This window comes from Streptomyces sp. NPDC007205 (assembly GCF_040634095.1).
In the GTDB taxonomy this organism is placed as follows: Bacteria; Actinomycetota; Actinomycetes; order Streptomycetales; family Streptomycetaceae; genus Streptomyces.
Map to the genome: position 1 here is coordinate 1 of NZ_JBEYEW010000029.1, position 12,927 is coordinate 12,927.

Genomic DNA, 12,927 nt, shown 5'->3' on the forward strand with positions numbered 1-12,927 from the left:
GAGCCGTTCGGCGTCGCCCTTCTTCCCGAGCGCCGACTCCAGCTCGTAGTTACGGTCGAAGTGGTCCTCGAGAGGACGCTTGTTACGCCCGGTGACCATGAGTACGTCGTCGAGCCCCGCCGACACGGCCTCCTCGACCACGTACTGGATCGCCGGCTTGTCCACGACCGGCAGCATCTCCTTGGGAGTGGCCTTCGTCGCCGGCAGGAACCGGGTACCGAGGCCCGCCGCCGGTATGACGGCCTTGGAGATGGTGGGGCGGGAAACCATGTGGTGCTCGTCTCTCTCGTTCTGCACGTCAGGCGCCGATGAGGCCACGCTCGCCGGTCGGCTGCTGCGGAATGCGCGCCTTCGCGAAAGCAGCCGGCGCGGGCGCCGGAGTCCGCTCCTCCAGGGGCAGCACCGCAGGGGCGGGCTCCTGGCCGAGGAACAGACGGCGCACCACGCGCTCCGCCGCGTTCCCGTCGTCGAACTGCACGAACCGCTCGCGGAACGCCGTCCGCAACTCGGCGGCCTTGCCGCTGTTCCAGGCGCCGGAACGGAAGACCTCGATCAGCTCGTCCTCGGTGGTCGCGGTCGCACCCGGGGTCTCGCCCGGCTCGCCGGAGAGAATGTCGAAGTAGACGCCGCGGGCCTTGCGGTAGACCTCCCAGTCGTCGGCGTAGGTGACGATCGGGCGGTCGAGGCAGGCGTAGTCGAACATGATCGAGGAGTAGTCCGTGATCAGCGCGTCGGCGGCCAGGCAGAGGTCCTCCACCACCGGGTACCGCGACACGTCCTTGATCAGGCCGCGCTCCTGCAGCACCTCCAGCCGGGGGTCGGCGCCGTAGAAGTAGTGGGTGCGCACGAGGACGACGTGGTCGGGACCCAGCTCGCGGCAGAACCGCTCCAGGTCGATGCGGGGCACGTAGCCCTTCTGGTAGTCGCGCACCGTCGGGCAGTAGAGGATGGCGGTCTTGCCTTCCTCGATGCCGAGTTCACCGCGGATACGGCGGACGTCCTCGGCGGTGGCCCGGAAGTAGACGTCGTTGCGCGGGTAGCCGTACTCGACCGCCTCGAACGCGCAGGGGTAGACCCGCTCCCAGATCTCCGTGGAGTGCTGGTTGGAGGTCAGGCTGAGGTCCCACTTGTCGGCCCGCTCCAGCATCTTGGCGAAGCTCATGCCCTTGGCGGCCGCGGGGTACTTCTGCTGGTCGATCCCCATCTGCTTGAGGGGGGTGCCGTGGTGCGTCTGCAGGTGGACCTGCTCCGGGCGCTTCACGAAGTTGTTGGGGAAGTTGACGTTGTTGATGAGGTACTTGGCCCGCGCCATGACCTCCCAGTAGCGGGGCGAGTTCGCCACCACGTAGTCCACGCCCGCCGGGACGGTGTCCACCGCGTCGCGCTTGACGATCCAGACGCCGCGGACGTTCGGGGCGAGTTCCTTGGCCTTCTGGTAGATGGCCGCGGGGTTGCAGGCGACGCCGCGGTTCCAGTAGGCGGCGTAGACCGCGAGGTTCTCGTCGACGGGGCGTCGCAGATGCAGCTGGTAGAGCCGGTTGTAGGCGGTCTTGCCCAGCTTGGTCTTGACCTTGGAGGCCCGCTTGATCACCTGGCGACGGGTGTTGCCGGCGGCGATCACCGCCGCGTACGCCGTGTAGGAACCGCGCTCCAGCAGCTGGAACCTGGTGCCCTGCGAGCCCTCCGGGAGCACGAAGCCCCTCGGCTTGAAACGCTTGTACTGGGCGGCCGACAGCTTGAAGAACTCCGCCCGGTCCTTGGGGACGATGCGGTCCTCACGGGCCAGGGTGAACAGGAAGTGGCTGGCCATGCGCTCGAACAGCAGCGCACGCACCGGCTCGGTGTGGGGATGCTCGTCGAGGAACTCGAAGAGCCGGGCGTACTGCTCGAAGATCCCGAAGTGCTTGCGGCCGGGCGTGCGCATGGAGTTGCCCTGGCGGCGCTGGCGGTACTCGACGCAGACGTGGTCGGTGGCGGCGATGCGTTCCGCGGTCAGCATGGTCTTGTAGACCATGAGCGCGTCTTCGTAGATGCCGTCGGTGAAGGTGAAGTTGTGCTCGTCGACGTAGAACTCGCGGCGGTACGCCCGGTTCCACACCACGGCGAACATATTGAGGTACTCGGGCCGCTCCAGGGCCGTGAAGACGTCCGTGCCGGCGGCCACGAGCATCTCGCCGGCGGCGCTCGTCTGGACGCGGTTGTTCCAGTACGTGCGCACGTGGTTGAGCAGCAGGATGTCGGGGTTGTCCGTGGCCTCGAGGCGGTCGGCTATCGCCTGCAGCGCGCCTTCAGCGAGGGTGTCGTCGCTGTCGAGGAAGAGGATGTACTCGCCGCGCGCCTTCAGCGCACCGGCGTCCCGCGCCTTTCCGATGCCCCGGTTCTCCTCCAGGTGCACCGGTATGACGCGGTTGTCCAGGGCGGCGTATTCGTCGAGTATGCGACCGCAGGAGTCGGGGGAGTGGTCGTCGATGGCGACGATCTCGAAGTCCTCGAAGGACTGGGAGAGAATGGAGTCCAAGCACGCTCGCAGATACCCCTGAACTTTGTAAACAGGGACAACCACGCTTATTTTCGGCGAAGCGCTTCCATTCGCGAGGGGCATGCTTGGGGCTCCTGGACTGTCGGTTCAGACGCGACCGCGTCCCGCTGCTGGGCCGCGGGACGCGAGGCGAGAAGGCACAAGGAGTGCGAGGTTAACGTTGATTTAAGCCTACCCCAACGCGACTGGTGGGATGTTCTTACCTCGCCTCGTCCGTCGCTGGTCAGCCGGGGTGTGGCAAGGCTCACCCCGCGTCCGCACGTCTTCCTGTCAGACCAGTGCGTCCTTGTAGTAAATGCTTGCCCGCTTGCTCTGGTCGGTGTCCGAGGTGTACGACGCGAAGCCGCTGCACAGCCGCAGCGCCGACGGGTTGGCGGGGTCGGGGATCTGGATGGCCATGCCCTCGGGCTCGCGGTAGAGCAGGGAGGAGGCGGCCTTGGTGAGCTTCTGCTCCGTGAGCGTGCCGGTGTTCCAGTCCACGGTGGTGATGTAGGTGTTGCCGTCCGGCGAGACCGAGCCGCTGCTGCCGTAGGCGGAGCCGGCCAGCAGGTAGAGGTAGCTGCCGTAGCTCGCGAACCCCTGGAAGACGTCGGTGTAGCCGGGCTGCAGGTCGGCGGGCTGAGCGATGTCGGCGAGGGTGGTCCTGCCGCCCGACTTGAAGGCGGCGAGGTCGTACAGGCGGAAGCGGAAAACCCCGTTCACCCGGCAGCGGACCGCGAGCCGGTTGTTGACCGGGTCGATGGCGCAGGTGGTGCGGTCGACGCCGCTTTCCAGGGTGTACTGGGTGAGCGAGGGGGAGTCCGCGGTGAGCACCGACCCGTTGGCGAACTTGAACCGGGCGAGCCGGTCGCCCCAACCGGTGTAGGTGCCGTCGGAATTCGCGGTGCGGATGTTGTGCGTCTCGGTCCACAGATATGAGCCGGACGTGGCGGATTCGACGCCGATCTGCACACCGTGCCCGAATCCGCGCAGGTACATCGTGCCGAGAATGTTCCCGGAGAGGTCCAGCCGGGTCAGGGCGAGGTCGCCGTTGGCCTCGCGGTCGGCGCCGGAGTACGTCTGCGTCTCTCCGGGGAGCTGGAGTCCGCCGTCGACCAGCTGCACGGTGAAGACGTGCCCGCGGGTGTTGTCGAAGGCGAAGGACTGCAGCACGCGGGTGCCGGTCAGCTGCACTTCGCGCAGGAGCATGTCGGAAGGGTCGGTCAGGTCGAACCGCTTGCTCGCGGTGACCGAACCGGGCGTGACGTTGCTCTGGGACGACGTGCGCCGGGCGTGCGCGACACCCTCGGCCGCGCCGACGGCGACGAGCGGAACGGCCGCCGCGCCGACTATGGCGCCACCTGTGCGCAGAAAGCGTCTGCGATCGAGCATGGCGATGGAAACCCCCCAAGACGAAAAGAGAAAAGCGCCAATCTCCGCGCCTTTGGCAGGTAAATGGGACATGCCGCACCAAGGGGAGGCTGGCTCGATTGCTGGCCGGTCATTAAAGCACCTGTGAATCGATTGCGACAGGGACGGCGGAATCAGATGTTCCGTTGGTCATGGCAGCTTAAAGCTTCCGCTAAGGCGTCAGTGTTGTTTGACGGATAGCGATCCGATTTGCACGGAAATGGTGTGATTAAGTTTCTGGTTAATCTCCGCCAACGCGTGTTCGCCATGTGTCGGCCTCGTGCTGCCCACGTGTCGCGGACCCGCTCTTTGTGACCGTTTGTGGTCGATATTCGGCCAGAGGGGTGGGGGTTCGTGATGCGTGCGTCGTACAGACGCGGCTTCGTCGTAACGGTCTCCAGTGCGTTGCTGTCCGCTCTCCTGTCCACGCCGGCGTTCGCCGCGTCGGCCGCCGTGGCGAAGCCCAAGGACAGGACCGTGAGCGTGCCGGCGCGCAAGGGCGACAAGGTGCCTGAGCAGCAGGCGGAGCCGACCATGAGCAAGGCGCCGAAGGTGGCCTGGCCCAAGGGGGTGAGCGCCCGGGTCCACCTCGCGAAGGCCCGGGCCGGACACGCCCTGGCCGTGTCACCGTCGGGCACCGTCGTCGACGCCTCGGCCGGCAGCGCCGCGGCCAAGGCCGCCGTGGTGTCGGTCCGGACCCCGACGGCGGCGCAGATCCGCACCGCGGGACTGCCGCCGCAGTCGGCGTTCGCGCTCGGCCAGAAGGCGGCCAAGGACGCCGTCACCGAGGGCGGGAAGCTCGACTTCTCCCCCTCCGGCGGCACTCCCGGCGATGTCGACGTGCAGGTCCTGGACCGCACCAAGATCAAGGCGATCGGCGGCGTGGGCATGGCGCTGCGACTGACCCGCAAGGACGGGAAGCCCGCCCCCGGGCCGGTCGGCGTCACCCTCGACTACAACGCCTTCAAGTACGCCTACGGCGGCGACTTCGCCTCCCGGCTGCGCCTGGTGCAGATGCCCGCGTGCGCACTCACCACACCGAAGAAGCGCGGCTGCACCCCGGACACCCGCCGCTACCTGCCCGTCCACAACGACGTGAAGTCGGGCAGGCTGACGGCAACGGTGTACGCCGACGCGGACCCCACCGCGACGACGAGCGCCCCGACGTCCGGCATGTCGATGATGTCGGCGGCCACCACGTCCACGGTGACGACGCTGACCGCCGGCTCGTCGTCGGACGCGGGTGACTACCGGGCCTCCACACTCAGCCCGACCGGCAAGTGGGACGTGTCGACCGGTTCCGGCGACTTCACCTACGACCTGCCGATCACCCTGCCGAAGGCGCCCTTCGGCGCCACGCCCGACTTGTCGCTGTCGTACGACTCCCAGTCGGTGGACGGCCGCACCTCGGCGACGAACAACCAGGCGTCCTGGGCCGGCATGGGCTGGGACCTGGACGTCGGCTACATCCAGCGCATCTACCGCAACTGCTCGCAGGACGTGAACAACACCGTCGGCGACCTGTGCTGGCAGTCCCCGAACCCCAGCACCGAGCCGGACGGCGCCGAGTACGTCATCAGCCTCAACGGCGTGAACTCGGCCCTCATCCAGGACGGCAACGGCACCGGCTCCTACCACGTGCAGGACGACCCGGGCTGGCGCGTACAGCACCTGACCGGCGGCCACGGCGCCGACGACGAGTACTGGGTGATCTCCAGCCAGGACGGCATGCGCTACTACTTCGGCTGGGGCCGCGCCGAGCGCACCGGCGACGCGACCCACTCCGTGCTCACCGTCCCGGTGGCCGGCGACGACACGGGCGAGCCGTGCCACTCCCAGTTCCCGGAGCCCTGCACCCAGGCCTGGCGCTGGAACCTTGACCGCGTGGTCGACCCCAACGAGGTCGAGAACGCCTACTTCTACGACAAGGACACCAACTACTACCGCTCGGTCATCAACACCGACAAGGCGCGGTCGTACGACCGCGCCGGCTACCTGACGAGGATCGAGTACGGCTGGGCCTCCCAGATCCCGGGCGCGCTGCTCCCCGCAAAGGTGGAACTGAGCCACGTCGGCCGCTGTGTGGAACGGATGAGCGACGCCGACCCGCTGGGCAAGGAGCCCGCGGCCTGCCCGGGCATCTCCTCCAACCCGGACTCGTACCCCGACGTGCCCACCGATCTGATGTGCGACGGCACCTCGGCGGACAACTACTGCGCGGGCAAGACGTACTACCCCACGTTCTTCGGCACCGACATGCTGTGGGACATCAAGACCTACGTCAGCAACGACGGCGGTACGACGTGGGACCCGGCGATGCAGTACCAGATGAAGTACGGCCTGCCGAACCCGGACGGCACCGTCGGTAAGACCCTGTGGCTGGACTACGTCCAGCGCGAGGGCTACGGCGACGGCCCCGACCAGCGCCTGCCGGTCATCAACTTCAACGGTGAGTGGCTGGACAACCAGGTCGGCTCCTCCACCCTCAACTTCCGTCGCGTCGACAAGATCTACGGCGACCTCGGCTCGGTCACCAGCGTCACCTACGGCCAGCCGGACGCCTGCGACATCAACAACCTGCCCAGCGAGTCCTCCAACACCGAGGACTGCTTCTGGCAGAAGTGGACACCCGAGGGCTCCAGCACCACCAAGACGGGCTGGTTCAAGAAGTACGTCGTCACCCAGGTCTCCGCGGACCCGGGCGTCGGCCAGGGCGCGAACACCGACGGCGACCCGGTCATGACCACCCGGTACGAGTACCACGGCGGCGCCGGCTGGCGGTACACCAACGACCCGCTGATCCCGGACTCCGACGAGACCTGGTCCGACTGGCGCGGCTACCAGCAGGTCGAGGTCTTCTCCGGCACCAAGAGCAACGCCGCCTCCACCTACTACTGGCTCTACCGCGGCCTGGACGGCGACCGCACCTCGAAGACGGACTCCTCCGCCACCCGCAGCGTCTCGGTCACCGACGGCTACGGCACCTCCTGGACCGACTCCGCGTGGCTGGCCGGCAAGACCCTGGAGCAGTCCAAGCGCGACGGCGACGGCAACTCGCACCAGCGCGTCCGCCAGGAGTACTGGGTCCATGACACCGCCCACTACGACGGCCTGCCCGACGCCCGCTTCGTACGCGAGAGCAAGACCACGACGGACGACCTGACCTCCACGGGCTGGCGCGAGCGCGTCGTCAACAACGAGTTCGACGACACCTCCTCCACCAGCACCACCTACGGTCTGCCCCTGCGCACCAACGACTGGGGCGAGGTCAACGTCGACGACAACCGCTGCACCACCTACGGCCGCGCCTACAACACGTCCAACTTCCCCAACTCGGACGTCAAGCGCTGGATGGTCTTCGAGGACGAGGAGCGCCACTACGCGGCGGACTGCGCCTCGCGCGGCTCCAGCAACCAGGACTCCTACAAGGTGACGCTGTACGACGGTTCGACGTCGGTCGCGAACAACGACGCCGCCCTGGTCGACGGCAACCCGACGGAGAAGCAGCTCTACACGGACGCGAGCACCCACCGCTCGACCCGCTACGACTACGACGGCGCCGGCCGCGTCATCGCCGCCTACGACGGCAAGGGCCAGAAGACGACCACGTCCTACGCGCCGGCCACGACCTGGCCGACCGACGGCGTCACCCTCACCACACCCGACCCGGACGGCAGCGGCCCGGCCGCCGCGGAGTCCTCGACCACCTACTACTCCCGGCTGTGGGGCACCCCGTACCGGATCCTCGACGCCAACGGCAACACCACGCGGATCGTCCTCGACTCCGTGGGCCGCACCAGCCAGGTGTTCAAGGCGACCGAGATCGGCAACTACCCCAGTGGTGACCCGTCGATGAAGTTCACCTACACGATCCCCACCGCGACCAACAGCGACGGGGTGCCCGACTCGGTCACCGGCGCGCCGCTGGTGAAGTCGAGCGTCCTGCAGTCGGGGACGACGTACGTGAACTCCTACACCTACGACGACGGCCTCGGCCGCACCCGCGAGACCCAGTCCACGGCGCCGGACGGTACCGGCCGTGACGTGGTTTCCACCCGCTACGACACCTCCGGCAACGTCACCGGTGTCTCCGACACCTTCTACAACTCCAGCGCGGCGGGTTCCGGGATGGTGCTGCCGACGGTGGCCGACCTTCCGTCGTACACCGACCCGGTCATCGACTGGGCCGGCCGCACCACGCAGACCCAGATCCTGGTCAACGGCACTCCCCAGGCGACCGGTCACAGCCGCACGTACTACTACGGCGACTACACGACCACCGTCCCGGCCACCGGCGAGCGCACCGACACCTACACGGACGTCTTCGGCCAGACCACCAAAGTGGTCCAGTACGGAGCGACCGGCCCGAGCACCACGTCGTACACCTACAAGCGCAACGGCAAGCTGTGGACGATCACGGACGCCAAGGGCAACGTCACCACCTACGGCTACAACTGGGCCGGTGACCGGACCTCGACGGTCGACCCCGACGCCGGATCGACCTCGGCGCAGTACGACGAGAACGGCAAGAGGAGCACGGAGACCGACAACGGCACGACGCTGACCTACCAGTACGACAACCTCCAGCGGCAGACGACCCTCTCGCAGGGCTCGACCGTCCTGTCGAAGGTGGACTACGACACCGCGCCCGGCGGTGTGGGCCAGGTGGCCGCGTCGACCACGTACGCGAACGGCAAGGCCTACACCGAAAGCATCACCGGCTACGACGGCCGCGGCCGGATGACGGGCAAGAAGTACACGATCCCGGATGACGGCTCCGGCTTGGCCAACACCTACACGTTCGGCTACGGCTACGACCTCGCCAACCACCTGACGTCCGTCAGCTACCCGCAGATCGGCGATCCGTCGGCCGGTCAGCTGCCCGCGGAGACGGTGACCACGACGTACACGGCCCAGGGCCTGCCGTCCAAGGTCTCCTCGCCGCTGGCCACCTACCAGTCGAACATCGGATACGACCGCCTCGGCCGTCTCAACGGCCGCGCATTCGGCAGCGGCGGCTCGGACGCCACGGTGAACCGCGCCTACACCTACAACGACACCGACGGCAGCGGCATGCTGTCCGGCATCAGGACCACGGTCACGACCGGCAGCACCACCAGCACCGCGCAGGACGACGCGTTCACGCGCGATCTCGGCGGTCAGGTCACCGGTGTCACGGACGCGGTGGCCAAGCAGAGCGAGTGCTTCACGTACGACGAGCTGAACCGGCTCAGCCATGCGTGGACCACCGAGGCCACCGACGGCTGCACGGGCGCGGCCACGTCCGACCTGAGCAGCAGCCTCGACCCGTACAACCAGTCGTACAGCTACGACGAACTCGGCAACCTGATGTCCGTCACGGACACCACGGCCGGCGGGTCGACGACCAAGAAGTACACCTACCCCGGTTACAGCGCCGACGGCTCCACGTACACGGCGGGCCAGGCCCACCCGCACGCGGTGACCCAGGCCGGGTCCGACACCTTCTCCTACAACGCGGCGGGGCAGATGCAGACGCGTACGGTGAACGGCGTCAGCTCGACCATCGACTGGAACCCCCAGAACCGGGTCAGCCAGGTCACGGTGCACAAGTCCGGCGGCGACCAGGTGTCGGGCTATGTGTACGACGCGGACGGCAATGTCCTGGTGCGTACCTCGCCGGGCGAGAACGTCCTCTACCTCGACGGCCATGAGCTGCACAAGGCCGCCGGCCAGGGCGTGAAGGCGACGCGGCTGTACTCCGCAGCCGGCACCACGGTCGCCATGCGCGAGGGCGACGGCTCGACGAACGGCAAGCTGACCTGGCTCGCGAACGACGCCCAGGCGTCCACGGCCCTGCTGATCGCCATGGGCGGAGCGGTGATCCGTCGCCGCTACACCCCGTTCGGCAAGCAGCGCAGCGTGGGCGGCACCCTGCCGTCCGACCTCGACCGGGGCTTCCTCGGCAAGCCGGAGGACGACAGCACATCCCTGTCGATCCTCGGTGCCCGGATGTACGACCCGGCACTGGGCCGGTTCATCAGCCCCGACGAACTGATCAAGCCGTACGACCCCCAGGCGCTGAGCGGCTACAGCTACTCGGGCAACAACCCGGTCAACTACAGCGACCCGTCCGGGTTGATGCACATGCCGGACTTCGATCCCCCGCAGCCGAAGGGCAGCTGGTCCCTGGTGGACACCGGCGATGACCAGCCGCAGGGCAGCTGGTCCCTGGTGGACACCGGCGCGATCACCAAGCAGGACGCCATCCGCCAGGCCCAGGAAGCGATCAAGAAGGCCATCCCGACCATCAACACGATGGTCCAGAACGCCATCACCCTGGCGCCGGGACAGATGGGCAAGGGCCCGGATCTGCTGGGTGCCATCAAGAAGATCGGGAGCTATCTGGGGAGCTACACCAACACCACGGGTGTGTGCGGAAACGTCGGTGGGGCGATTGCTGCCGGAAAGGCGCGCAGTATCTGCCTCGTCCGGACCACCTCGGCCAAGGGCAAGACGGCGTGGGCCTTCACCTACACCAAGGAGGACACGGTCGGTCCGGAGGCCGGAGCCGGTGCGACCGTGAACTTCCTGTTCAGCAACGCGGACTCGCTCAACGAGCTGCGCGGTATGGGTTCCGGTTTCGATGGTGCGTACGGCCCGTTCCGCGGTGGCTGGCGCGGCACGTATTCGACGAAGAATGCCCGCGGTGACACGGTGAATTCCTTCTCCGGAGGCTGGGGTCTGCAGATGGAACTCGGTGCGAGTTTCGCATCCGGCACAACCGGTATCACCAGAGTCGCCGACATGCCGAAACTCTTGGGGTCGCTGACCGTGGGCAAGGTCTTGAAAGCCCTCTGGTAACGGCGTCAACGGCATTCGCTGAACAATAGAGTCCAGCCCCCTGCCCCCCTTGGTTGGACGGGACAGGGGGCTGGTACATTGTGCGGGTTCACTGCCGGTGGTTGAGAAGGGTCCGTCAATGCCTGAGTTCATCCGGATTCTTTGTTCTGCGGTTCCGGCGTTCTTTTTCTTTTTCGTGGCGATCGATTACCGCAACTTCGGGCTCCGGGTCTACGACCTTCTGGAAACGATGACCTCAGCGGCGGCAAACCCGAGAATGACACCGGACCGGTTCAGGGTCATAGCGGGAATCGTGTCCTTCGTCGGTCTCGGCTCGCTCATCTACGACCTGGCCCACCTCTGACCGCCGGTCCGCCCCCTGGACCGCCCGGGCACGCTCCGTGCATATCGCGTAGATTGCAACGGCCACGCCCGACGGGACGTGGGCGCGAGGTCGGAGGGAAGCACGTGTCAGCGGCAAGGCAGCAGGTCGCCAGGGCCCGCAGGATCGTCGTAAAGGTCGGCTCCTCCTCGCTGACCACCGCCGCGGGCGGCCTCGACGCCGACCGTGTCGACGCACTCGTCGACGTCCTCGCCAAGAGCCGCAGCGGCGGCGAGAAGGAGATCGTCCTCGTCTCCTCCGGCGCCATCGCCGCCGGTCTCGCCCCGCTGGGCCTGCGTCGTCGTCCCAAGGACCTCGCCCGCCAGCAGGCCGCCGCCAGCGTGGGCCAGGGACTGCTCGTCGCCCGCTACACCGCCTCCTTCGCCCGCTACGGCGTCCGCGTCGGCCAAGTCCTGCTCACCAGCGACGACATGAGCCGCCGCGCCCACCACCGCAACGCCTCCCGCACCCTCGACAAGCTCCTCGCGATGGGTGCCTTTCCGATCGTCAACGAGAACGACACGGTCGCCACCGACGAGATCCGCTTCGGCGACAACGACCGCCTCGCCGCTCTCGTCGCCCACCTCGTCCACGCCGACCTGCTGGTCCTCCTCTCCGACGTCGACGGCGTCTACGACGGCGACCCCAGCAAGCCCGGGACGTCCCGGATCGCGGAGGTACGGGGGCCCGGGGACCTGGCCGGTGTCGAGATCGGCAGCGCGGGCAAAGCCGGCGTCGGCACCGGCGGGATGGTCACCAAGGTCGAGGCCGCCGGGATCGCGGCCGCCGCCGGCATCCCCGTGGTGCTGACCAGCGCCGTACACGCGGCGGACGCCTTGAGCGGCGCCGACACCGGCACCTACTTCCACCCCACCGGCAAGCGCTCCGCCGACCGGCTCCTGTGGCTCCAGCACGCCTCCACCCCGCAGGGCGCGCTGACCCTGGACGACGGCGCGGTGGACGCCGTCGTGAAGCGGCGCACGTCGCTGCTGCCCGCCGGAATCGCCGCCGTGGAGGGCGAGTTCAGCGCGGGCGACCCCGTCGAGCTGCGCGACACGGCGGGCCGCGCGGTGGCCCGGGGGCTCGTCAACTTCGACGCCAAGGAAATTCCCCGGCTGATCGGGCGTTCGACCCGCGAGCTGGCCCGGGAGCTGGGTCCCGCGTACGAACGCGAGGTCGTACACAGGGACGACCTGGTGCTGCTGCACTCGTAAAACGGGACGTAACGACGGCCCCCGGTGGGGGACGTTCCGTAAAACCGCCCCGCGCTGCCGTAGGGCCTGCTCAACTTTGTGTCAGGACACGTTTACGAGTGCTGGGTGAAGGAGGCCGTCGTGAGACGAGTGCGCCCTGGGGTGACAACCCGCGGTGCTCTGACGAGCGTCGCGGCCGGGGACGCCTACGAGGAGCCCAAGGACCTGCCCCGGCTGTGGCACGTCACCCTCAGCGTCTCCGGGGAGAAGGTCCCCCTGCCGGACCTGCGCCGTGCCCTGGAGCAGCTGGCCCACGACCACCCCTTCCTCCTGACCAGCAGATACGCCCCCGACCACGCCGAGATCAGGTACTGGGAAGAGGCCCGCGACCTGCACGACGCCGCCGCCGTCGCCCTGCGCCTGTGGGGCGAGCACCGGCAGAGCGCCGGGCTGCCCGCCTGGGAGATCGTCGGCCTGGAGGTCATCGACCGCGAGACCTACCACCAGCGCATCGCCGAGGGCTACGGCCCCGCCCCCGCCACTCCCGTCGGCGTCCACCCCTTCTGAATCCCGCCCTCCCCTCCCGCGCCGGGGCCCGGCCC

Annotated in this window: 7 protein-coding genes; 4 read left to right on the forward strand and 3 right to left on the reverse strand. The window is 68.0% G+C overall.

Features of this window, described 5'->3' with window-relative positions; translation table 11 throughout:
- The 3 genes from ABZ624_RS32540 to ABZ624_RS32550 form a co-directional block, all read right to left on the reverse strand.
- The coding region (locus ABZ624_RS32540) for a sugar phosphate nucleotidyltransferase (RefSeq protein WP_360097310.1) at positions 1-270 on the reverse strand (270 nt) is incomplete at its 3' end.
- Positions 271-298: 28 nt separating this feature from the next.
- Positions 299-2,602 carry a bifunctional glycosyltransferase family 2 protein/CDP-glycerol:glycerophosphate glycerophosphotransferase gene (locus ABZ624_RS32545; RefSeq protein WP_360097098.1) on the reverse strand — a complete coding sequence of 768 codons (2,304 nt, stop codon included), beginning with the start codon at positions 2,600-2,602 and terminating at the stop codon, positions 299-301.
- A gap of 207 nt (positions 2,603-2,809) precedes the next feature.
- Positions 2,810-3,910 carry a Tat pathway signal sequence domain protein gene (locus ABZ624_RS32550; protein ID WP_360097101.1) on the reverse strand — a complete coding sequence of 367 codons (1,101 nt, stop codon included), beginning with the start codon at positions 3,908-3,910 and terminating at the stop codon, positions 2,810-2,812.
- Positions 3,911-4,285: 375 nt separating this feature from the next.
- Here ABZ624_RS32550 and ABZ624_RS32555 point away from each other — a divergent pair, with 375 nt between their 5' ends.
- The 4 genes from ABZ624_RS32555 to ABZ624_RS32570 all read left to right on the forward strand — a co-directional run bounded on the left by ABZ624_RS32555 (position 4,286) and on the right by ABZ624_RS32570 (position 12,892).
- Positions 4,286-10,771, forward strand: coding sequence for an RHS repeat-associated core domain-containing protein (locus ABZ624_RS32555; RefSeq protein WP_360097104.1), 6,486 nt, complete (start codon positions 4,286-4,288; stop codon positions 10,769-10,771).
- 118 nt (positions 10,772-10,889) lie between these two features.
- Complete coding sequence (locus ABZ624_RS32560) at positions 10,890-11,114, forward strand: hypothetical protein (RefSeq protein ID WP_360097107.1); 225 nt, start codon at positions 10,890-10,892, stop codon at positions 11,112-11,114.
- Positions 11,115-11,218: 104 nt separating this feature from the next.
- On the forward strand, positions 11,219-12,346 hold the full coding sequence (proB, locus tag ABZ624_RS32565; RefSeq protein ID WP_360097110.1) for a glutamate 5-kinase: 1,128 nt from the start codon (positions 11,219-11,221) through the stop codon (positions 12,344-12,346).
- A 120-nt stretch (positions 12,347-12,466) separates the two neighbouring features.
- Positions 12,467-12,892, forward strand: coding sequence for a hypothetical protein (locus ABZ624_RS32570; RefSeq protein WP_360097113.1), 426 nt, complete (start codon positions 12,467-12,469; stop codon positions 12,890-12,892).
- Positions 12,893-12,927 lie beyond the last annotated feature (35 nt).